Annotated in this window: 19 protein-coding genes; 7 read left to right on the top strand and 12 right to left on the bottom strand. The window is 58.7% G+C overall.

The window, feature by feature from the left end:
* The first annotated feature begins 218 nt into the window (after positions 1–218).
* The 5 genes from ACXAD0_RS00750 (at position 219) to ACXAD0_RS00770 (ending at position 5670) form a co-directional block, all read left to right on the top strand.
* Entirely contained in the window at positions 219–1232 is a 1014-nt protein-coding gene (locus ACXAD0_RS00750) for a LacI family DNA-binding transcriptional regulator (RefSeq protein WP_475086432.1), read from the top strand.
* A 115-nt stretch (positions 1233–1347) separates the two neighbouring features.
* On the top strand, positions 1348–2238 hold the full coding sequence (locus tag ACXAD0_RS00755) for an SMP-30/gluconolactonase/LRE family protein (RefSeq protein ID WP_475086433.1): 891 nt from the start codon (positions 1348–1350) through the stop codon (positions 2236–2238).
* A gap of 18 nt (positions 2239–2256) precedes the next feature.
* The gene (locus ACXAD0_RS00760) at positions 2257–3444 is read left to right on the top strand and encodes a fumarylacetoacetate hydrolase family protein (RefSeq protein ID WP_475086434.1); all 1188 of its coding nucleotides are present in this window, start codon (positions 2257–2259) and stop codon (positions 3442–3444) included.
* Between the two features lie 38 nt (positions 3445–3482).
* Complete coding sequence (locus ACXAD0_RS00765; protein WP_475086435.1) at positions 3483–3638, top strand: hypothetical protein; 156 nt, start codon at positions 3483–3485, stop codon at positions 3636–3638.
* A gap of 220 nt (positions 3639–3858) precedes the next feature.
* Complete coding sequence (locus ACXAD0_RS00770) at positions 3859–5670, top strand: IlvD/Edd family dehydratase (RefSeq protein ID WP_475086436.1); 1812 nt, start codon at positions 3859–3861, stop codon at positions 5668–5670.
* A gap of 99 nt (positions 5671–5769) precedes the next feature.
* Here ACXAD0_RS00770 and ACXAD0_RS00775 read toward each other — a convergent pair whose 3' ends face one another.
* Both ACXAD0_RS00775 and pepB read right to left on the bottom strand, forming a co-directional pair.
* Positions 5770–7083, bottom strand: a complete 1314-nt coding sequence (locus tag ACXAD0_RS00775; protein ID WP_475086437.1) for a DUF3667 domain-containing protein — start codon at positions 7081–7083, stop codon at positions 5770–5772.
* A 39-nt stretch (positions 7084–7122) separates the two neighbouring features.
* Positions 7123–8412: an aminopeptidase PepB gene (pepB, locus tag ACXAD0_RS00780; RefSeq protein WP_475086438.1), complete on the bottom strand. Its 1290-nt coding sequence runs from the start codon at positions 8410–8412 to the stop codon at positions 7123–7125.
* Between the two features lie 189 nt (positions 8413–8601).
* On the opposite strand from pepB, the gene ACXAD0_RS00785 reads away from it, so the two are divergent.
* Positions 8602–10008: a B-box zinc finger protein gene (locus ACXAD0_RS00785; protein ID WP_475086439.1), complete on the top strand. Its 1407-nt coding sequence runs from the start codon at positions 8602–8604 to the stop codon at positions 10006–10008.
* 10 nt (positions 10009–10018) lie between these two features.
* Here the strand turns inward: ACXAD0_RS00785 and ACXAD0_RS00790 are convergent, their stop codons facing one another.
* The 6 genes from ACXAD0_RS00790 to ACXAD0_RS00815 all read right to left on the bottom strand — a co-directional run bounded on the left by ACXAD0_RS00790 (position 10019) and on the right by ACXAD0_RS00815 (position 18461).
* Positions 10019–11428, bottom strand: coding sequence for a rhomboid family intramembrane serine protease (locus tag ACXAD0_RS00790; RefSeq protein WP_475086440.1), 1410 nt, complete (start codon positions 11426–11428; stop codon positions 10019–10021).
* A gap of 77 nt (positions 11429–11505) precedes the next feature.
* On the bottom strand, positions 11506–13680 hold the full coding sequence (locus ACXAD0_RS00795) for a mechanosensitive ion channel domain-containing protein (RefSeq protein ID WP_475086441.1): 2175 nt from the start codon (positions 13678–13680) through the stop codon (positions 11506–11508).
* Positions 13681–13802: 122 nt separating this feature from the next.
* Positions 13803–15692 carry a hypothetical protein gene (locus ACXAD0_RS00800; protein ID WP_475086442.1) on the bottom strand — a complete coding sequence of 630 codons (1890 nt, stop codon included), beginning with the start codon at positions 15690–15692 and terminating at the stop codon, positions 13803–13805.
* Positions 15693–15773: 81 nt separating this feature from the next.
* Positions 15774–16418: a DUF6515 family protein gene (locus ACXAD0_RS00805; RefSeq protein ID WP_475086443.1), complete on the bottom strand. Its 645-nt coding sequence runs from the start codon at positions 16416–16418 to the stop codon at positions 15774–15776.
* Between the two features lie 124 nt (positions 16419–16542).
* Positions 16543–17361 carry a LytR/AlgR family response regulator transcription factor gene (locus ACXAD0_RS00810; RefSeq protein WP_475086444.1) on the bottom strand — a complete coding sequence of 273 codons (819 nt, stop codon included), beginning with the start codon at positions 17359–17361 and terminating at the stop codon, positions 16543–16545.
* 5 nt (positions 17362–17366) lie between these two features.
* Positions 17367–18461, bottom strand: a complete 1095-nt coding sequence (locus tag ACXAD0_RS00815) for a sensor histidine kinase (protein ID WP_475086445.1) — start codon at positions 18459–18461, stop codon at positions 17367–17369.
* A gap of 136 nt (positions 18462–18597) precedes the next feature.
* Here ACXAD0_RS00815 and ACXAD0_RS00820 point away from each other — a divergent pair, with 136 nt between their 5' ends.
* Positions 18598–19062 (top strand): EVE domain-containing protein, encoded by a 465-nt coding sequence (locus tag ACXAD0_RS00820; protein WP_475086446.1) that lies wholly within the window; start codon positions 18598–18600, stop codon positions 19060–19062.
* A gap of 96 nt (positions 19063–19158) precedes the next feature.
* On the opposite strand, the gene ACXAD0_RS00825 is transcribed toward ACXAD0_RS00820, so the two are convergent.
* The 4 genes from ACXAD0_RS00825 to bioD form a co-directional block, all read right to left on the bottom strand.
* Positions 19159–19827: a nitroreductase family protein gene (locus tag ACXAD0_RS00825; RefSeq protein WP_475086447.1), complete on the bottom strand. Its 669-nt coding sequence runs from the start codon at positions 19825–19827 to the stop codon at positions 19159–19161.
* 19 nt (positions 19828–19846) lie between these two features.
* Complete coding sequence (locus ACXAD0_RS00830; RefSeq protein WP_475086449.1) at positions 19847–20074, bottom strand: DUF3094 family protein; 228 nt, start codon at positions 20072–20074, stop codon at positions 19847–19849.
* Positions 20075–20258: 184 nt separating this feature from the next.
* Positions 20259–22040, bottom strand: a complete 1782-nt coding sequence (locus ACXAD0_RS00835) for an acyl-CoA dehydrogenase C-terminal domain-containing protein (protein ID WP_475086450.1) — start codon at positions 22038–22040, stop codon at positions 20259–20261.
* Between the two features lie 90 nt (positions 22041–22130).
* Entirely contained in the window at positions 22131–22820 is a 690-nt protein-coding gene (bioD, locus tag ACXAD0_RS00840) for a dethiobiotin synthase (RefSeq protein WP_475086451.1), read from the bottom strand.
* Positions 22821–22870: the final 50 nt, after the last annotated feature.

Below are 22870 nucleotides of genomic sequence, written 5' to 3' on the forward strand. Positions count from 1 at the left end.
GCTTCTCCATGCGGCACACATACTTCCTGCAGCGTTACAGGCGCCCCCCGCAATCGGGGCACCGGTGGGAAATCAGCCACTCTTTACAAATTATTGTAAACGTTTACATCTGTCAACCCGATTTCCCCATGGAAGCGCCTGGTAGGCAGCCACTGCGCAAGGAGCTATCATCGAGCGCCAAATTACTCCCAATTTCTCTAGCCCACGGATACTGACCGTTGTCGATCAAAAACGTAGCCAATCTGGCCGGGGTCTCCATTGCCACGGTATCCCGATACCTGAACAACCCGGAGCAGGTCCGCGAGAACACCCGCAAGAAGGTGCAGGCCGCTATCGAAAAAACCGGCTATGCGCCGAATGCGCTCGCACGGAATTTCCGCCGCGGTAAAACCAGCCTGATTGCAGTCGTGCTGCCGACGGTGGGCGACCCCTTCTTCGAAAGCGTGATGCGCGGTATCTGGCAGGTGGCCGACGAAGAGGGCTACAGCATCATGATCCGTGAGACCCAGTCGAATACGCATGAATTCGACGATTACACGAATATGGTGTTTTCCAAGGAAGCCGACGGGATTCTCCTGCTCGCCAGTACCTCGCCATTTTCCGAGGCAGAGAATGGGCCCCGCAATGGCTCCCACCCGCCGATTGTGCTGGGCTGCGAGAGCGTCACATCAGACCTCACGGCATTCCCCAGTGTACGTGTCGACAACACGGCAGCGGCAGCCGACGCGACCCATTACCTGATCCAGCTTGGTCATGAAAAGATCGGTTTTATTGCCGGCAAGCGCAGCTCGCTTCTCACCAAAGACCGCGAGCAGGGCTATCGCAGGACCATGCGTAAAGCCGGCCTGGAAGTGGCCAAAGGCTGGATTGTCGATGGCGAACAGACGCTCGAGGGCGCCCGCCGCGCCACCCGTAAGCTGCTCAGTCACCGCCAGCGCCCCACCGCAATTTTCTGTGCGAATGACGAAATGGCCATAGGCGCTGCCCACGAAATCAAACGCGCAGGGCTGAGAATCCCCCAGGATATCTCCATCATTGGCTTCGATGACATCCGTTACGCCGAAGTCATGGACCCTCCGCTCACTACCATCGCGCAGCCTGCCGAAGAGATTGGCGAGCGCACCATGCGCCGCCTGTGTCGCGCCATCGACGGCACGGAAACCAGCACCGAGCCGGAAATCGTGCCGCACAAGCTGATCATCCGGGAATCCACCGGGCGCGCACCCGAATAGCACCCACCGCACAACCCAACACAATTATCTCTGTGAGCATTTGCATAATGTAAACGTTTACATTAATCTCGACAGAAGATCAGATAACAACAACCGCGCAACAGCGGAGTTTGCGATGACCACTGCAACCGTATCTCCTGCGGTCTCCTGTGTCTGGGAGGCCTCTGCAACCCTGGGCGAGGGCCCGTGCTGGGCCGCTGGTGAACAGGCCATTTACTGGGTCGACATCATCGAACAACGGCTGTTCCGCTACGACACGCTCAGCAGCCAGCGCCAGATGTGGAAGCTCGATCAACAGCTGACGGCACTGGCACCGCGGGCGCAGGGCGGTTATGTCGGCACGCTGCGCCACGGCTTTGCCCTACTGGAACTGCCCGCGCTAGAAATCACTCCGCTCGACAATCCTCCGGAAGCGCACTTACCGGGCAACCGTTTCAACGATGGCAAGGTCGACAGCTTCGGCAACTTCTGGGCCGGCACCATGGACGATGGCGAAAGCGCAGAGAGTGGCGTCCTGTATCGGCTGAATCCGGACCTCAGCTGGGATCGCTGTGATGACGGCTACTGCATCACCAATGGACCAGCCTTTAGTCTCAACGGTGATCGGCTGTACCACACCGACACACTGGCGCGAAAGATCTACGTTTTTGATGTGGATGCACAGGGCTACATCGGCAACAAACGTTTGTTTATCGAACTACCTGAAGAAAGCGGATTTCCGGATGGAATGACTGTGGATGCCGAGGGCTGCCTGTGGGTTTGCCATTTCGCCGGCTGGGGGATCACTCGCTTTTCTCCCGAGGGGGAAAAGATCGGGCGTATTGATTTGCCCGTGGCCAATGTCACCAGCTGCACCTTTGCCGGGGAAAATCTGGATACGCTGTATATCACCACCGCCCGTAAAGGCCTGTCCGAACAGGAGCTCGAAGAGCAACCCCTGGCGGGTGGCCTATTCCGCTGCAAGCCTGGCATACAGGGCGTTGCCCCGAATGTTTTTGCCGGTTAATAATTTCTGGATTGTCTCATGTCACAACAAGTACTGGACCTCACCGCCCTACTACCGGAAGACGGCTGTGCCGGCACCCTTGTCGGTCGCGCATGGCTGCCCGCCGGGTTAAATGGGGATATCGCAGGGCCAAGCCCCGTCCTGATCAACGCCGATGGCGTTTTCGACCTGAGCAGGGTCGCACCAACCATGGCGCAATTGGTCAATGGAGAGTTCGATCGGTCCGAGCTACAGCCCCAGCACCTGACTTTCGTGGGCCAAACAGAGGAGCTGCTGGCCAATTCCCACAATGGCACACCTGAGACCGCGCACTTCCTGACACCTATTGATTTACAGGCGATCAAGGCCTGCGGTGTCACGTTCATGTGCAGCATGCTTGAGCGCATTATCGAGGAGCGTGCCGGGGGAGACAGCGATAGGGCCCAGGCCGTACGGGACCAGCTCAGCAGCAAAATCGAGGGCGACATCGCTGATATCAAACCAGGTTCCGCTGATGCCGAAGCCCTGAAAGCCGTACTGCAACAGGAAGGCCTGTGGTCCCAGTATCTGGAGGTGGGGATCGGCCCTTATGCAGAAGTCTTTACCAAATCACAGCCATTATCTGCCGTAGGCGTGGGCGCCGATGTCGGCATCCTGCCTTTCTCCAACTGGAATAATCCTGAACCGGAGATCGTACTCATCGTCAATGATCGCGGAACGGTGATCGGCGCAACGCTCGGCAACGATGTCAATCTGCGCGATATCGAGGGGCGCAGCGCGCTACTACTGGGTAAGGCAAAAGACAACAACGCATCTTGTGCAATTGGTCCGTTTATCCGCCTGTTCGATGACACCTTCTCGATTGAGGATGTGCGCGCGGAAGAAGTTACTCTGGACATTGAGGGCGAAGACGGGTTTCGCCTGAACGAAGTCAGTCCGATGACAGCGATTAGCCGCGATGTACTCGATCTCGTTAGCCAGACGATGAATGAAAATCATCAGTACCCGGATGGCATTGCACTGTTTACCGGTACCCTGTTCGCACCCACACAAGACCGCGACCATCCGGGCCAGGGTTTCACCCATAAGCTCGGAGACCGCGTCAGGATCTCCAGCCCGAAACTCGGTGCACTGGAAAATCGTGTCAACCACACCAACAAGGCACCCAGGTGGCAATTCGGTTTCTCCGCGTTGATGCAGAATCTGGCAAAGCGCGGCCTGCTGTAGGCAGACAGGAAAAACACATAGCTCTGCAGGAGAGGACAATGGCAACCAAGCAGCAGAAACAAGCTCACGTGCGGCGCAAATCCATCACCAAGCAGGCCGAAAGCAAAAAGCAATCCGGAACAAAACCGATTGTAAAAGTTGATGTTCTACCCCCGGCTGATCTCGAGCGCTGCTTTATTTTTGGATACAACTGAATCTCTCCCCAGTTGTTGCTTGCCCCGCTCCGGCGGGGACCTTTTCTCTGCAAAGGACGCACAAGGAAAGATTCAGGCGCATACCTCGGAGCGAAACAACGGGGCGCGCCTGAAAGAATGCAAAGGCATCATCATCACTCTCTGTAAGTGGTTTTGGCCCCGCTCCGCGGGGCGTTTTTTTCTCGATGCCGGAAATGGGAATTAGAAAAGAGCGAATGTGATGAACCTTACGAAAGCCAAAAAATTACGCAGCGCCCAGTGGTTCGATGATCGTAATCACCCCGATCACACTTCGATTTACCTGGAGCGCTACTTTAATTTCGGCCTTACCCGGGAAGAGTTACAGGCAGGCAAGCCGATTATCGGTATCGCACAGACTGGAAGTGACCTGACGCCCTGCAACCGTCACCATATGGAACTGGCACAGCGCCTCAAGGATGGAATCCGGGACGCCGGGGGCATCCCAATGGAATTTCCAGTACATCCTATTTTCGAACAGGGGCGGCGTCCAACTGCTGCGCTGGATCGGAATCTGGCCACCCTCGGCTTGATAGAAACCCTGCATGGCTACCCGATCGACGGTGTCATCCTGACCACCGGGTGCGACAAAACGACGCCGGCCACCATGATGGCGGCGCTGGCATTGGACTTGCCCTCCATTGTGTACTCCGGTGGCCCGATGCTGAATGGCTGGCGCAACCAACCGACCAGTTGCGAGGGGCACGAACAGCGCGTGGGTTCCGGAACCGCGATCTGGGAAAACCGGGAACGACATGCCCGGGGTGAGCTGGACTATGAGGGTTTTATGGATGCGGCCGCGGAATCTGTGCCCAGCGTGGGCCATTGCAATACGATGGGCACCGCACTGACCATGAACTGTCTGGCGGAGATACTCGGCATGTCGCTGCCCGGTTGTGCGGCAATTCCGGCAACCTATAAAGAGCGCCCACAAATGGGCTACCACACCGGCCGCCGCATTGTGGACATGGTGCATGAAGACCTGAAACCTTCGGACATCCTCACCCGTCAGTCTTTCCTGAATGCGGTGGCTGCATGTAGCGCTCTGGGGGGGTCCACCAACGCACCCGTCCACCTCATCGCCCTTGCCAAACAGATAAAAAATGTCGAATTCAGCACCCACGACTTTCAGGAATATGGTGAGCAAATCCCGCTGCTCGTAAACTGCATGCCTGCGGGGGAATATCTGGGTGAAGAATTCTATCGCGCGGGTGGCGTTCCGGCCCTGCTATCGGAGCTGCTCAAGGCGAAACTGATTGATGGCAGTGCAAAGACCGTCAGCGGTAGGAGCATCGCGGAAAATTGCCAAGGACAACAGAGTCGCAATCAAAAAGTGATTCTTCCCGTGGAGAAACCCCTGAAAGAAAATGCAGGGTTCGCGGTGATGAGCGGCAACCTCTTTTCTTCGGCACTCATGAAGAAATCTGTCATCAGCACAGAGTTCCGAGACGCATACCTCAATAACCCGAAGCACCCCAACTGCTTTATAGCCCGCGCCGTTGTCTTTGACGGTCCGGAGGACTACCACGCACGCATCAATGATCCTGCCCTGGACATCGACGAACAATGCATGCTGGTGATTCGCTATTGCGGTCCGGTCGGCTATCCGGGGTCAGCCGAAGTCGTCAACATGTTGCCACCGGACGCTCTGGTGAAGCGCGGCATCACCTGCCTGCCCACCATGGGCGATGGCCGGCAAAGTGGCACCTCGCCCAGCCCATCCATTCTGAATATTTCTCCGGAAGCAGCCGTGGGCGGCAACCTTGCGCTCCTGCGGAGTGGTGATCATATCCGGGTCGACCTGACGGCCCACCGTGTGGATGTCATGATTTCGGATGACGAACTGGCGGAGCGTCGAGCCGCCTTCCAGTTACCGCAGTTGCAGTCCCACACGCCCTGGCAAGAACTCTACCGTCGAACCGTTACCCAGCTGGAAACTGGTGCGACCATGGAATCAGACGAGCAATACATCCGGATTTTGGAAAAGAATCCCGTAGGGCGTCATTCCCACTGAAGAGGCGAGACCTGGTCATCGCATAGCGTTACTGCCGGGTCGACACCGACCAGAAAGAAAAGTGTACAAGCCTGCGTGCGGCAGGCAGGCTTTCCGATTCTACAGGGTTGCCAGTGCCGTTAGTGCGGTGAGCGACGTGGCAAACACCACCAGCACGCTATACACGATCCCGAGGCTCCAGAATTTCACCAGCGTGAGCGGCCAGCCCTGATCGTAGACACGTTTTTGCATCAACAGCAGATAAACCGGCATCCATAGCAGTAATAGAATGCCAGTAAAACTCAGCAGTTGCTGCAGACGCGGCCAGCCCTCTCCCAACCAGTCGGCGAGTTCCCCCTGCCCTACAAACAGCAACAAAGCAAAGCAGAGGAATGCATGACTATGCAGGGCAACGATCAGGTGCTCCATATAAATACGCCGCTTCAGCAAGTACAAACACCAGAGCAACAGGGAAAACAGTGGTAGCAGCACCAGTAGCGTGGAGGGAATTCCCCGGAAGAACGCCTCTTTAAACAGGTTGGGATCTTCCTGCACCAGTTTGAAGTTGCGCTCCGCTTGCTCTGTCATGCCAGATAGCCAGGCATTCAATCCGGGCGCAAAATCAAAACCGCTGATGTTGAGTGCGTTCTGTCCCGACTGCTCGCATGCATCACCGGTGCACTCTTGTGGCTCGGTAATGGTCCAGTCTTTGAAGTCAGCCGCGCCGGTAGTCTGCTCTCCGGGCTTCGTCTCACCGTCCTGGCCAGGCAACGACAGTCCTTCACTGTTTATGCGTAATTCACCTATCCGGCGTCCCGCCTGACCACGGATCTGTCCCTGGGCGACACGCAGACTCGGCTCCACAACACCGCCCTGCGCCGCGTCGATTTCCCGATCGAGCTCGGCGATCATTTCATCGCGAATGCGCTCCACTTCCTCGACGGTTTCGGCATTGGCGAACTCTTCAATCAGCGGACCGTCATCCAGGATGGATTGTCCCCAGTCGGTGCTGAGTCGCAACACAAAAAACGTGGTCAGGCAGAGAAAAATAAACAACCGTACCGGACTGACATAGCGCATGCGGCGGCCAGCGAAGTACTCACGGGTGAGGAACCCGGGCTTGACCAGAAGCGGCCACAGGGTACGCCAGATACGAGAATCGAGGGCGAGCAGGGTATCGAAAAAGTCCCCGACGATATTGGAAAACGGCCGCACCAGGCCTTTGACTGGTTGCCCGCATTGATAGCAATGCGGGCCGAGCAGGTCGGTACCACAATTGGCACATGGAGTGGTGTCGGCCTCGGCGCTTTGCGCCCGCTGTTCAGGGTTTTCGTCAGGCGACGACAGAGCGGGCGAAGTCAACTCCGCTGAAGATTCATCGCAGCGCCCTTTGTCAGTGGCGCCCAGCGGTAATTCCGCATCCAGTGTGCTCACGGTGTCCCCCCAAACTCATTATTTTTTTCGAGATATGGATTAGCTGTCCTGCAGGAAGCGCGCAATTGTGCGCACGCCGTGTCCCTTGGCACCCTGCGCCCAGCGGTCATTCGCCGCCAACAGGTAGGACCCCGACAGGTCCATATGAATCCACCCACGACCGTTGTCCCGTACGAAGCGTGCGAGAAATGCCGCAGCGGTCGACGCGCCCGCAGAACCGGAAACGCCGATATTCGCGATATCCGCAAAACCGGAAGGGATCTGCTCCAGGTGGAAGGGCTCCAGCGGCAGACGCCAGGCCTTTTCCTGCTCGGCTGTTGCGGCATCCAGCACTTGCTGTGCCGCTTCATCTTCAAAGCTGAACACGGAATTGTAATCGCGGCCTACCGCCATTTTTGCCGCGCCGGTCAAGGTCGCCGCATCGAGAATCCACTTCGAATTCTGCTCCGATGCGGCGATCAATCCATCCGCAAGTACCAGGCGGCCTTCCGCATCGGTATTCAATACCTCGACCGTGACGCCATTTTTGTAGGTAATGATGTCCCCCAGCTTGAAGGCATGGCCGGATATCAGGTTTTCCGCACAACACAGGTAAAGTTTCACCCGCTTCTGCAGCCCCCGGGCCACTGCCAGCGCCAGGCCACCGGTCACCATCGCCGCACCACCCATATCGGATTTCATTGCGGCCATATTGTCCGAGGGCTTGATGCTGTAGCCACCGGAGTCAAACGTAATGCCCTTGCCCACCAGACAGGTATGCACCGGCGCGGATTCATCCCCCTGCGGGTTGTAGTCGAGCTCAAGTAGTGCGGGCTCCCGCACGCTGCCGCGACCAACGTTCCAGATACCGGTATAACCCTGTTGTACCAGTTCTTCACCGGCAACAATGCGATACGTCACCGCATTCGGGGCAAGCTTCTGCAGTAAGTCCGCCGCACTCTGTGCAAGCACCCGCGGGGAAATGTCCTCGGGAGTGCCATTGGTTACCTGCCGCACCCAGGTGGAGGCCAGTTCGCGCGCTTCCAGCTCTTTTAACGTGGCGGCATGTTCGGTGCCCCAGTCCAGCGTGCTCTGCTTGCGCGGATTGAAATAGCCGACACGAAACGCCCAGCGACTTTCCAGATCCCAGCCATCGCCGACCAGTGTGACAGCGGAGATCCCCATGCCATCGATGCGCCGCCCGGCCCGCTGTGCAGCCAGCGCAGGGGGCATCGCCTCCCCAACCGCATGCACGACCGCGCCTTTGCCGGAGAAACTCAATAGCGCCTTCTCGCCCCACTGTTCCCCGGCCGGTATACGTACCAATTCGACTTTCATCGCCTTACTCATGTGAACTCTCTCTATTTAGTTCCCGCTGTTGCATGGTATGCCACCAGGCCGCGGTAGATCATTGCCCTGCATTCTAACAAGTTAGCCGAACCATGCGGGTGATGTTTGCTGCGCCGCGCACTCACGCCGTACAATCAGGAAAAAGCGATTTAACACGCCAGGTGACAGTCACTCACACGGAGGGGATCCATGGCCGAGTCCTGTAAGTATCACGCAGAACAGGATGCTGCGTGGCATTGTCCGTCTTGCCAGACACACCTTTGCACACAGTGCCAGCCGGGTACCGCGGATAATTATCCACGCGGCGTCGCCACCTGCACGCGCTGCAACAAACCGGTCGTCAACATCAGCGCGAGTAACTCTGCCAAGCCTTTCTGGCAAATGGGAGCGTTCTTTTTCCGCTTTGCAGCGAGCGGAGGCCCGCTGCAAATGATCGGCCTTACCGCGCTAGTGGCGCTGCTGCTGACAATGCCATCCTTGTTTACCATTCTCGTGATGGTGGCAGTATTTGCACTGCTGACGCGCTATAACCTGCTGGTCATCCAGTCCCTGGCGCATGGACAACTGCGGGCCCCTTCCCTTGGGGAGGCAATGGATGGCAACAGTGCGGTACTGTTACTGAAGGTCATCGGGATGATCGTCGTTGCCGGCGGCGCGGCTACATTGATCGCCCCCCTGGGCGAAGGTGCGCTGCAACTCTATTCCATCCTCTTGTCACTACTCTCGCCTGCAGCAATGATCGTACTGGCACTGGAAGGTCGTCTCAGAGCCGCGATCAACCCGATTAAATTGCTGCATTTTATGCTGGTCATAGGCTGGCCCTACCTGCTGCTGTGGGTCGCCAGCAGTGCGGTATCCACCGCCCCCACCCTGCTGGTGGGTATCACAGCCACCAAACTGCCACTGTGGGCTGTTTTCATGCTCGGCGCGGCGGCCGTCAGCTATTTCTATATCGTCACCAGCGCGATGATGGGCTATCTGTGCCTGACCCGACAGCAGGCACTGGGCATCATTCCCGATACCGATGCGCGGCAGGAGCCGCTCGATGAGCGCGCATTTGAGCGCGCTCGGGCCCTGGCGCAATCCCACGTGTTGTCATGTGAAGCGGAATTCGACAGCGCGCGCAAAGTTCTGGTGGAGGCATTGCGCCGTGACAGTGAAGATGTCGAGCTAAACGAGCGCTATTACCGGCTGTTACTCGCAGCACAGGACAGCAAGGCCTTGCGTGAACTGGCGCCCTATCTGCTGGAGAAGTTTGTGCGCATGGACCGGGCGTACAAGGCGGCAGAGCTCTATCTGATCACGGAGCCAACCCCCGTGATCGACAAGTCGTTTTTGCGCCACCAGATCGCAGATGCGCTCTACCGTCAGCAGCGCTACCAGCCTGCAGCAAAACTTCTCACCAACCTGCACAAGGAAGACCGTGATTACCGCGAGCTGGATGCAGCCTATTTGTTACTCGCCAATATCTTTGTGGATGGATTCAATCGGACGGATCTTGCCAGCCAGCTGGTGGCTTTCCTGCGCAAACATTTCCCACAGAGCACACACAACGCCGATATCGTGAACCTGCAGAAGGTACTGGCGACCTCCTGACAATACCGCGTTAATCGGCCACTTGCAGCGCGCGCGTCATTTGCAGTAGCTCCCGCGCACGCAGCTCCTCCCCCATGCGGCGATGATGCTGGACCAGCGCCATCCCAAAGGAAGCCATCTGCGGGTGTCGCACCTGACGCTCGCTGAGTCGCTTGAACAGGGTCTCCAGCCAACGCCACTTGCCCGCCTGAACGGCCCTGCGCGCCAGCAGCAGACAGGCTTTGTCGGTCAGCGCCCGCGGCACCGGTGTGCGCTTCAGATACTGATCGAAACGCGCGGCGATAATGTCGATATCCACCTTGGGGTCCCGCGCCAGCGCGAACAGGGCCAGGTTGGCGCGGTGATACGCTTCACCAGCCGGGGCAATCGCATTGAGATCGATGGCCTTTACAACGATATCCACGGACTCGGGAAACTGGCGCAATGCATCAAAGGCGGCACGCCCCGCTTCTTGCAGGCGGCCAGCAGACTGCAACCGCTCAATCCGGGTCAGTGCTGCACTCTCTGCCGTCACCGGCTGTGGATCCGACTCCACCGGCATTGAGTGCCGCAGTCCACGGTGATACACCAGCCCCAAGGCACAGTAGAAACCCGCCAGCAATCCGCCGAAGTGGGCCCAGTAGGCAACATTTTCTGCACCATAGAGATAACCGAACACCTCTTTGGCCAGCCACAAGGGCAACACCAATAAGGCCGGCGCACTGAACTCACCAAACAAAAAGCCAACGGTATAGAAGAACCTGAGCTGACGGATACCGTAGACGGCGACGAACATCCCCATTACCGCAGACACCGCCCCCGATGCGCCGACCATCGGGACATAACTCCCCGCCTCGACATAGGCATGCAGGCCCGCTGCGGCCACGCCGCCCAGCAGGTACAGGCCGAGAAACCAGCGCCCCCCGAGCGCCAGCTCCACCGACAAGCCAAACAGCAGGAGAAAAATCATATTGCCGATCAGGTGGTCCCAGCTGCCGTGCAGGAACATGTGCCCCAGAACGCCGGCCAGGTCCAGCTCGGCGGGCTGCAGGCCAAAGGCAAAGCTGCTCACGCGATCACGCAGCGCACCAAACGCTTCGCGCTGGGCGCGCCATGTCGAATGCTCGGGCCCCTGCAGGCGCGGCATCAACCAGTGATGGAACTCGATATTCCAGAGGAGTTCGTTGTAGACGAAGTCCTCGCCGTCCCCATCGAGAGACAGGCGCCACTCCGGGTGCAGCTCGTCGATATATATCAGTAACTGCTGCTCTTCGTAGTCCGGCAGGTCACTGGAAAAATAATAGTTTTCCGCTGCCTCCCAGCGCCTGCCATCCTCGCTCTGGTAGAACGCGAAAACCAGCAAATTCACCAGAATCAGGGCAAAACACAATAGCGGTGGGCGGCGCCAGTCGGGCTTGTTGTCAATCGGGATAATGAGCAAGGTGCAGCCCGCTGGTTACCGGAAGTGGAGATCCAGAATACCCCCGCTCGCTGTGAGGGACAATCGCGTCAGCCGCGTTACTGATCCGCGCGGCGGGTCAGGGTTGGCAGGGACTGCCAGGTTCGCAGGTGCAGGTCCCGCTGCGGGTAGGGAATTTCAATGCCGCGAGACTTGAACTCGCGAAACAGTTCGAGGTTATACAGCGCATACGGGTCATCGAGCGGCGACACCATGTTGCTGTTGATCCACACGACGAGCTTGAAGTTCAGCGCGCTATCGCCGAATTCCATCAGCCAAACTGCCGTTTTCCGCTTCCAGTCGGTGTGGGTGATGGTTACCCGAGTCGCCGCTTCGAGCGCGGCCTCTCTGACTTCATCGGGGTCGGAGTCATAGGCCACACCAAACGGCACATGGATGCGGCGGACCGGGTCTTCTAACGTGTGGTTGGTCACCCGCCCCACGACGAATTCCGAGTTCGGAACGACGATGTCCACATTGTCACGCGTGGTGATGCGAGTCGAGCGCACATTGATATCCCGAATCCTGCCGAAGACGCCGGATTCCAGCTCGACCAGGTCGCCCACGCGCAGCGGCTGTTCAAAGAGCAGTATCAGGCCCGATATGAAGTTCGAGAAAATAGCCTGCAGACCAAAGCCAATGCCAACCGACAACGCACCGGCCACCAGCGCCAGTTTACCGGTATCCAGTAATCCGAGGATGCTCAACGACAGGAAAAATGCCAGCGCAATCAGGCTGTAGTGCAGCACCCGCCCGAGGGTGTACATGGAGGATTCACTGGCATGGCGCCTGGAGACCAGGCTCCCCAGCAGCCGACGGGACAGCAATGAGACTAGCCAGGCACCGACAAATACCAAAAAAATCTTGGCAATTTCCTTCAGCGTTACCGGCGTTTCGCTGATGGTGAACAGTTTGAAATTCGCCAAGCCTCTCCAGCTGGCCTTGAGCGTATTCATAAAGCGCTGCCCGCGCTCCATAGCCGTCGCCCACCACCCCTGCTGCTCTTTATAGACCTGAAGCTGCAGCGCTTCGTAGCGGTTAATGTCCGCAAGCTGTTCTTCGGCAGCGGTGATCCCGCTACTGATTTTCTCGAAACTGTGCCACCAGCGTGCCAGTGCCTTCTGGTCTTCCCCCAGCCACGCCACGACCTGCCGCTGTCGCAAGTCCAGTTTTTGCTGTGTATTTTCGATAAGCTTCTTTGCGCTGTCGGCAAGCTCTGCACTTTGCAGGTCCGGCAGTTTTTCCGGCTCGGGCTGCAGTGCTTCGTTAATGGCGAACAGCAGTTCCCGCTTGCGGCGATTCAGATGGGTTTGCAACAGCGCCACATCCAGTTCCATGAGACGTAACTCGCGGGAACCGCGTGTCTCGGGCTCAGGCGATTCCAACGTGGCCGCATTAAGTTGCGTGCGCTCACTGCTCAGCGTGGTAATTTCCTTATCGAGTTCAGATATTTCCTGCTCAAGCTCGCTCCCGGCGGCTGGATCGTAGCGCAGTTCCGCCTGCATGCGCTGCAGTTGCGATTCGGCCACTTGCAGCTGTTCCTGCCAGGCACGCTGATGCTGCAACAGTAAGCTCTTCTGCTCAATCACATTCAGGTGCTTTAACTGGCTGGCGAGCAGCTTCAAGCCGGCTACCTGCTCGGACTCAGTCACATCGCTATCGGTGTCCCGCGTCTTGAGCACATTCTGGCGCAGCTGAGCCAGCGATCGTTGCTGTACATTGGTAAGGTGTTGTGCCTCCAGGTCGACGCCTGTGAGACGTTGCTTGCCCTTGGCAATGGCCGCGTCAGCTGCCGCCCACTGTAATACATTGGGGTTCTTGGCAAACTCTACCTCTGGCAACAACTTGAGTTCCTGGTATTCGTCCGCGCGTGCCCAGCTCGCCTGGATATCCCGCAAAGCGACGTCAACATACGCAGTGGCCTGCCGTAATGGCTCACTGGCGGGCAAGCTTTTCTGCCATTCCACCCAGTCTGCCTCGAAGGTCGCCAACCACTCCTTGCGCTGCTCTGTCGGTACATTCGGCCAGCCGGTCCACCAGTCAGAAGACGGCCACGCGAAATCGGGAATCATTTGTTCGATTTCTTTGGGTTGGGTGAGCGGTGACTGCGCGAGGGAGAGGGTGGCGGGAAGAGTCAGCAGTACCAACAGTAACGGGATCAGAAGCACGCCAATACGGCATCCTAGTGAGTCGCGCGAATCCTCTGCGCCTGTTGCACTGCCGACTGCTGACATCTGGTCCGTTTCCAACAAAAAATTCCGCGCCAAACCGATAGTTCGTGACCGGTATCGCTTAGAAAATTGTAGCTAACAGACCGGGGCGCCCCGTTGCAGAAGCGCCCACTCAAGCAACGTACTTAACGACCGAGCACTACCGCCAGGCGCCGGAGCACCAGCCGGGTGTTGTCTTCAACGAGTTGGCCGCGACCATGCATCATGGCAATTAGCGAGCCCTGCTCCAGACGCATACTGAGCTCCGTAACGAATTCGGTAAAGTCGGAAAACGCGACCAGATTGCCCGACTCACTGATGACATAAATACCGCGATCCGTTGCTGGCACGAGCAGCGGTATGGCATCCAGCGCGAGCAGGTCGGTGCGAACCGCCCCCAAGCGCAGGTAATGCAGGGGCCCGAGCGCATCACTATCAAGATTCAGCGACAGGCCGCTGGCATCAAAAGCCGTCAATGCCGCGGCGGTGGAGGTTTCGGACCAGTTGACCAGTAATCGGGCATCGACATCGCTGTAGTTCACCACTGACAAGGCTTCGAAATCAGCCGGCGCGGATCCAAACGGTGTAACAAAGCCACGCAGCTGTAGCGCATCGCCCACTTCCAGTCCTGCATTCAGCCCCCCGGCATCCACCTCATAATTTTCCGGGTCTGCATCGGTGTCTGCCGCCGCGCCGGTACCCGCAAAACTAAACAGGGAAATGTCGCGACCACCAAACGCCAGCGCTTTGACCTGCATTTGCTCGTCGGAGTGACCAGCCAAAGTCGCCGCTACAGTACTGACGCGCAGTCGCACGGCACCCTCACCCAGATCCATCAGCGCTCTTTCCGCATCCCAGACTCCCAGTGCGTCGATTTTCTGTCCGACGGAAATCGCATCGATGGAAATGGGATCCGCGGGGGCTCGCGCCCGGCGCACACTGGTCAACGGATCCAGCTCAAGCAACAGTCCATCGTGAAAACTCACACTGCCGTCAGTGCGCAGGACGCGCGCGCCGCTCAGCATGACCAGGTCGCCATCCCGCGCCACGACGTAGCCTCGCACCGCATCCAGGGTGCCACCGGGCACGCTCTCGCCAATAGCAACGCGTTCCGCGAGAAACTGGCGGTTTTCCCGATCAAAAACGCCAAATGCCAGCGTCGCGGTACCGGCATCCAATTCCTCCAGAGCGCTCAGGCCGGCGGCACCGGTAAAAGCTTCACCGTGAATCTCCCAAACAGTCTCCGCGTCGGTATAGATATCGACACCACCAAAACGTCCCTCTCTGCGGCTAAAGGGTCTCAAAGCGATACGGTAGCTGTCCTCAGTGGCGTCAACCTCGAGCAAGGCCCCGCGCAAACGCATTTCCTTTTGCTCGAGCGGATCGATTTCCGCCGTCAGTACTGGCAACAGCTCCGCCTGCGCCGGCGACACATCAGTGGCAACGACGTGAGAGGCCGCAAGATCAAAGTCCAACGCCAACATGGCCGGGTTGCGGTGCGTGATCACCAGTCGATTGCGATGATCGAGCTCGAGGGCGAGGGTAATGGTCTCAACCGCGTTACCCTGTGCGTCGACCACGGCAGCGGCGACCGACTCGCCGGCGACCTCTACCTGAATATCGGCATCGCGGTAATCCAGGGTAATTTCACCACGCACATAGGTACCCACTGGCACCGCTGCGGCAGCGGCCAATTCGGTCAGATCAACATAGTCGGCAAAGTCGATGGAGGTCTGCGCGGGCAATGCTTCCACCAGGGCACCGCTGCTACTTTCCAGTGTCACGGAAACCACCTCCACCTGATAGCGGGTGAAGTCTCCATCGGCATCCGTCACCGTCAGCCACACCACACCACATTGGTCAGAGGCGGGGGCGGTGTCCGCGGTGACACATCCTGGGTCCGTTGATACCGGTGGCGGTGTCACCGCTTGCTGGGGATCGCTACTGCCACCGCCCCCGCAAGCGCTCAGGGCGAGTGTAATAACCGAGATAAAGAGTGCCCGCATCGAAGCGGGTGCGAATCGTTGGGTAGGCATGTTGTTCGTTCCCTGGTTGTTGGTAAACCTGGGAATCACAACGCCCTTGTATCAGCGTCGGTTGACGCGTGCGGGAATTTTTTAGCGGCGGCGGCGACTGGGGCTATCGATGCACTCCCGATAGGCATCCCGATATTGCGCCTGCTTTCGACTTGAAACACTGCCAGTGACGGTATCCCGCCGGGAAACATCAGAGGCGACTTGTCGACAGGTCGCCTCGCGCACCGCGCGACGGTCCGAAAATGGCCGGCCGTAGGCATCGGGATAGTAATTCGGATAACCCGGTGGATAGGCTTGCGGGTACACCTGCACCTGGGGTGCGAGTGGATCCCGATAGTAATTGCGCCAGTTATACGGGGGTCTGACCACTACATACACCCGGTGGCGCTGGTCAAACAGATAGAAAGTCCCGGTGCCGGTAAGGACATAGACATCGTTGCCGATGCTGAAACTGGTACCCGCCGGTACGGCGTTCACCCGCGCCCCAAGAGGTGGCTCGACTTTGATATAAATGTCGCGATCGGCACGGTAAAACACACCGGCGTAATAGTAATAGGAGGCACCGGCAACCCGGACTTCTGTTGTGCCCGCGGGCAACTGGGCAACCCGGTCCGCGCCCCAACTGTGCGAAGCACCCGCCGTACAGAGCAGACAGGCCAAACCAGCGGCGGCACAGCGCCATTTGGATGTGCGATGGGTACCCCAGAGTGAACGGCGAATGGCCATGCTGTGCCTCCCGTGCCGGCCATCTGCCGGCGTCGATACACGCGAAAAGTCGAATTATCCCGCTAGTGTATCGATTCGGGACGCCGATCCCAAATGGCAGTCAGAAAGGGCTCCGAACAAGTGCTCAGAGAAAGTGCTGCACTTTGCTCTTGTAGCTTCGACTCATTTTCAGGCGCTCGCCATTGTGCAGGATCAGGTAATACTCCCCATTGATATGCGCGCAAATCTCGCGCACCCGCTTCAGGTTAACAATCGTCGAGCGGTGGATGCGCTGAAAACGGCGCGGATCCAGCTGCTGCTCCAGCTCCTTCATGGTGATCCGCATGACATGGGTTTCGCCGGAGGCATGCACACACATGTAGTCACCCGCAGCATCAATCCAGTCGATATCGGCAGACGGTACCAGAGTGATCTTCCCGGCGTCCTTGATCGCCAGTTTTTCCGGATACTGACTGCCGGACAGCTCACCCGCAACCAGCTTTTCTTCGAGTACTTCCGGAGATTCCCGAGTCAGGTCAGCGACCGTTTCCAGTAACTGTTCGCGCTGGCTAGCCAGATCGGCAGAAGCAATACGCTCCCGCACCCGGTCCATGGCCACGGCGAGTCGGTCTTCCTCGATGGGCTTCAACACGTAGTCCACGGCGTTGATTTCAAAGGCCTCGATCGCGTATTGATCGTAAGCGGTTACAAACACCACCTGTGGCAATTTTTCCGAAGGGATCTGCTGCACCAGCTGCAGACCGCTCATGCCAGGCATCTGGATATCGACAAAAGCGACATCGACCGAACGCTCCTGCAGGCTCGCCAGAGCCTCGCGGCCATTGGCACACTCCGCCACCACATCGACTCCCCCGAGCGCCTCCAGGCGCAACCGCAACCCCCTGCGCGCCAGAGGTTCGTCGTCCACAACCATTGCGGTCAGCGTTTTTTGACTACCTGTCATCGTTCTCATTCCTGTTCAAAGGGAATCCGGATATGGATCGCGAGACCACCTTCCGGACGATTGCGGAAACGCACTTTCTGCTCCGGGCCGTACAGCGCCAGCAGGCGATCGCAGGTGTTACGGATACCGACACCACTGCCACCACCGCGACCGAGCGTGGCCAACTGGGTTTCAGATACGCCCGGACCATTGTCACTGACTTCCAGCAGCAATTCACCCGCGAACACCCGCGCGTTGATGGTGATCTCACCGCCCCACTCCAGCTGGGAGATACCGTATTTGATCGCGTTCTCCACCAGAGGTTGCAACAGCAAACTCGGCACCAGGGCCGTGGCAGAATCCCCCTCGAGATCGACCTGAACCGACAAACGATCGGCAAACCGGACTTTCTCAATATCCAGATACAGCATCAGCGCTTCCACTTCCTTGGCCAGCGTGACTTTCTGCATGGGATCGTTATCCAGGGAGTGACGCAGGAACTGCGACAATCGCGAGACCATGTCGTTGGCGGTACGGCCCTGGTTATCGAGAATCAGGGTGGAAATGGCGTTCAGGGTGTTGAAGAGAAAATGGGGGTTCAGCTGGTAACGCAACATTTTCAGCTGTGCCTGGTGCGCCATCGACTCCGCCTGCAGTGCCTTGGCCTGCTGGGCCTGGGACGTCCGGTAATACTTGATGCCGTAGTAAAGCGCTGTCCACGTCATCAGGATCATGAACGAATAGGAGAACCAGTACACCGCCTGAACAAACGGATGTTCTTTTTCATCGGTCCCGTACAGCCAGGCAGATCCGGCAAACTTGGCACCCGCCCACAGCGCCGCCGCGAGGATCACGACCAATAACGTGCCAAACAGGCGCGTGGCCGGGGGTCGGTTCCACAGGCGCTGGAAACAGCGGCGCATCCCCTCAGACAGCGCCGCGCCCGAAGCGGTCGCCGCTGCGATATAGCCGGTGTGCATCCAGTGGTTCTCGACCCAGAAAAAACTGCCGATAAAAATCAGCAGGGTGTAACCACCCCAGCCGGATAGCTGCAGTGCCCAGTACTGCCAGCGGGGCAGCGCCAGACGCTGGGTGAGCCAGTTAAATACGTTATGTCCCATAGTCTTATCGATTCACGTCACGCCGCGTTCCAGCGTGCTCTATTGACTTCTTTAATGCACAACATACTAATTGGCGCAGCCTGGAGGCGAAATACCACCGGGCGCAGCCAACTAACCGACTGCCGCAGGTATCCCCATGAATTACTGGCTATTCAAGTCAGAACCGGACGAATATAGCCTCGATGACCTGGCACGAGAACCCGCTGCCACCGGACGCTGGGACGGTATCCGCAATTACCAGGCTCGCAACTTCCTGCGCGACCAGGTAGCCGTAGGCGACCTGGTATTGTTTTACCACAGCGCTTGCAAGACCCCGGCCGTGGTCGGCACCGCCGAAGTCACGCGGGCGGCATACCCCGACCCGGCCCAGTTCAACCCGGAATCGGCCTACTTCGACCCCAAGGCACAGCAGGACAAGCCGCGCTGGTTTTGCGTTGATATTCGCTGGCGCAGCGTATTCCCACGACCGGTCACCCTGGCCGAAATCAAGCGCACCCCGCCGCTGGAGGAGATGGTGCTGGTCAAACAGGGACGCCTGTCTATTCAACCTGTGCGACCTGACGAATGGGACACAATTGTCAGGTTGGGAAGCGCAAGCTGAAGATGCCAGCCCACGGCTTTCCCGGGAGGGACCAACGCTTTCGGTGCGCGACATTGCGAAGACCGTCGGCGCCGGCACGGCGCCCGCGCCAGCGGTTCAGATAAAGTCCGCGATCTCTTCCAGAGGCTTCTTGTCGATTGCCGGCACCTCGGCACCTGCCGTCGGCAACCCTGTGACCAGAATCATATAGGGCTTCTCCGTCACCGGGCGTCCGAGAATCTCATTGAGAAACTTCATCGGGCTCGGCGTATGCGTCAGTGTCGCGACACCCGCATTGTGCAGAGCCGCGATCAGCATACCCGTGGCAATGCCGACAGACTCCGCCGTATAGTAGTTTTTGCGGCGCTCCCCACCCTCGTCGTCGGAAAACTTTTTCAAAAAGATCACAATCAGGTAGGGAGCGGTTTCCAGAAATGGCTTGTGTGCGTCGGTGCCCAGCGGTTCCAGCGCGTTTAACCATTCCTCGGAGGCACGGCGCTGATAGAACTCCCGCTCTTCTTCTTCCGCCGCTTCACGGATCTGCCGTTTGATTGCTGCGCTCTCAACCACCACGAAATGCCAGGGCTGCATATTGGCACCACTGGGTGCACTGCCCGCTGTACGCAAGGCGTTTTCGATCACTTCGCGTGGCACGGGTTGACTGGAAAAATCCCGGACGCTGCGTCGCTCGCGCATCTGCGCATAGAAATCCGCGGCCCGGCGGCACATCTCCGCGGGCTCGCGCTGCTCAAATGCCAGTGGCCTGAAGCCTTTCTCTTCTTTCAAGTTATCTCTCCTTCCGCGCTTAGACCACACCCTTGGTGCCGGCGATGAACAGGCTCAGCAGGGAGAGTAGCGTGAGCACCACCAAAATGATCCCCAGCAGCAACATCGGCCGAAACGGCTTGCGTTCAACGCGATTCACCCCGCGCTGCAGGTATGCATCGACTTTCGCCTGGTCTTCTTCGGAGAGTTTCTTGGGGGGAATCTGCTGCTGATCCTGCACGTTGGCCTCGACTGCCGCGGGCGGCACTAATTTTTATTGTGTCCCGAGTGTAGAAAAATCCCGGCGAGATAAAAAGCCCGGTGTCGGTGTTCGGCCCGGCGAACCAAACCGCACCCATAAAAAAGCCCCGCAGAGCGGGGCTGAATCTACCTGATCATCGCTGATCTTTACCGCCCGATTGGGCGGTCCGGTATTCAATCTGAGTCACTTTTTACAGCAATTCAGCGTCGATATCCATCAGCGCGGCACTACCGGCGTCGACTGCACCGGCGAGCGCGGCGGTCTGCGGCAGCAGACGTGCAAAGAAGAAGCGCGCAGTCTGCACCTGGCCGCGATAGAAGGCATCGGCCTCCTGTTGCGGCCCCGCCACGGCTGCGATCCTCGCCCACATAAAGGCGTAGGCCACGTAACCAAACAGATGCAGGTACTCCACGGAGGCGGCGCCCGGTGCATAGGGATCGCCATGAGCGGCCTCAATCAGGCCCGCAGTCACATCTTTCAGGCGCTGCAGCTCCGCCTGCAGCGGCTGGATGAACTCCGCCAGGGACTCGTCGTCACTGTGTGCGTCGATAAAGGACTGAACGTCCTCGGCAAACAGATTGAAGAAAGCACCGCCATTGGCCACGGTCTTGCGGCCGGCCAGGTCCAGCGCCTGGATACCGTTGGTGCCCTCATAGATCTGGGTAATACGCACATCGCGCACCAGCTGCTCCTGGCCCCACTCACGGATATAACCGTGACCACCAAAGACCTGCTGGCCGAGAATGGTGCACTCAAGGCCCTTGTCGGTAAAGAAGGCTTTCGCCACCGGCGTCAGCAATGCCACCAGCGCTTCTGCCTTCTTCTTCTCCTCGGCATCGCCAAATTTGGCGATATCCAACCACTGCGCCACATAGGTGGACAGGGCGCGGCCACCGCCGATCAGCGCCTTCTGGGTCAGCAGCATACGGCGCACGTCCGGGTGGACCACAATGGGATCGGCGGCCTTGTCGGCCTGCACCGGGCCGGACGGAGAGCGACTCTGGATACGATCGCGGGCATACTCGACGGCATTCTGGTAGGAGCGCTCGGAAGCCCCCAGCCCCTGGATACCCACACCCAGGCGCTCGTAATTCATCATGGTGAACATGGCGGCAAGACCCTTGTTGAGCTCGCCAACCAGCCAGCCCTTGGCCCCGTCAAAGTTCATCGCGCAGGTGGAAGACGCCTTGATGCCCATCTTGTGCTCGATGGAGCCACAGTTCACGGCGTTGCGCTCACCGATACTGCCATCCGCGTTCACGAGGAACTTGGGTACCAGGAACAGCGAGATCCCCCGCGGGCCAGCAGGCGCGTCCGGCAGCTTGGCCAGTACCAGATGGATAATATTCTCGGACAGGTCATGATCGCCGCCGGTAATGAAAATCTTGCTACCGGTAATGCTGTAACTGCCGTCTTCCTGCGGCACCGCCTTGGTGCGGATAATACCCAGGTCGGTGCCCGCGTGAGGTTCGGTCAGGTCCATGGCGCCGGACCAGGTACCCTCATACATTTTCGGCAGGTACTGCTCTTTCAGCGCTTCGCTGCCGTGGGCGTCAATCGCCAGACAGGCACCGGCAGTCAGCACCGGGTAGAGGGAGAAGGAAATATTGGCCGCATTGATCATTTCCTCGACCTGCGCGCCGAGCATTTTCGGCATCCCCATACCGCCGTATTCGGGGTTACCCAGCAGTGCGCCCCAGCCGCCTTCACAGTAGGTCGCATAAGCCTCGGGAAAGCCCTGCGGGGTGGTGACCACGCCGTCTTCCCAGCGACAGCCCTCTTCGTCGCCGCTGCGGTTGATGGGATCGAGGGTGTTGGCCGCCAGTTTGGCCATTTCTTCCAGGATCGCATCGGCGGTTTCCCGGTCCACGGCGCCGTCCAGGCCGGGCAGCCGTGCCCACAGTTTTTCCGCTTCAAATACTTCGTGCAGCAGGAAGTTCATCTTCCGCAGGGGTGCCTGATAGTCCGCCATAGCGCGTTCCTCAACCGATTCGTTCAAACGTTTGTTTGAAATTTAGATTCAGGCCCCCGCAATGTCAACCACCGGCTGCGCTGACGCGGTTCAGCCGGTGGGCAGAAGCGGCTCCAGATCCAGGCCGGCGGCGGACTTGCGGTAGTCCGGCTGCTCCGCATACGGCACCACACCGAGCAGCGGGGCGGGCAATATTGCGCGCAGGGTACCGACATTTTCCTCCGGACGGGCCATCCCATCCCGGGCAAAATTTGCCACCCAGCCGGCCAGCTGCAACCCATCGCGACGAATAGCCTCCGCCGTGAGCAGCGCGTGATTGATACATCCGAGCTGCATGCCAACCACCAGTACCACGGGGATATCCAGCTCCCTGGGGAGATCGGACAGGAAGCTGCGCGGCCCCAGCGGCGTGCGCCAGCCGCCGGCACCCTCGATCAGCACCAGATCCGCACCCGCCGACATCACCCCGCGACAGACACCCGCCATACGGCTCACATCCAGCCGCTTACCCGCCTCAAACGCGGCGATATGGGGCGCGATGGCCGGCTCCAGCGCAAAAGGATTGACCTGCTGATAGGGCAAATCCAGAGTCATGGCTTCCATCAGCAGCCGGGCATCCTCATTCCGCAGTCCATCGTGGGTGATTTCACAGCCTGACGCGACCGGTTTCACCGCCGCCGTGCGGTGTCCCAGTTCTGCGGCACGCGCCAGCAGCGCCGCAGAAACATAGGTCTTGCCCACTTCGGTATCCGTGCCCGCTACAAAATATGTCTTCGCCACAACTCCTCCCGTCTCAACTTAAGCGTCCTTGGCAGTTTTTTTCTTGACGC

This window comes from Microbulbifer sp. ABF4_148, assembly GCF_056158985.1.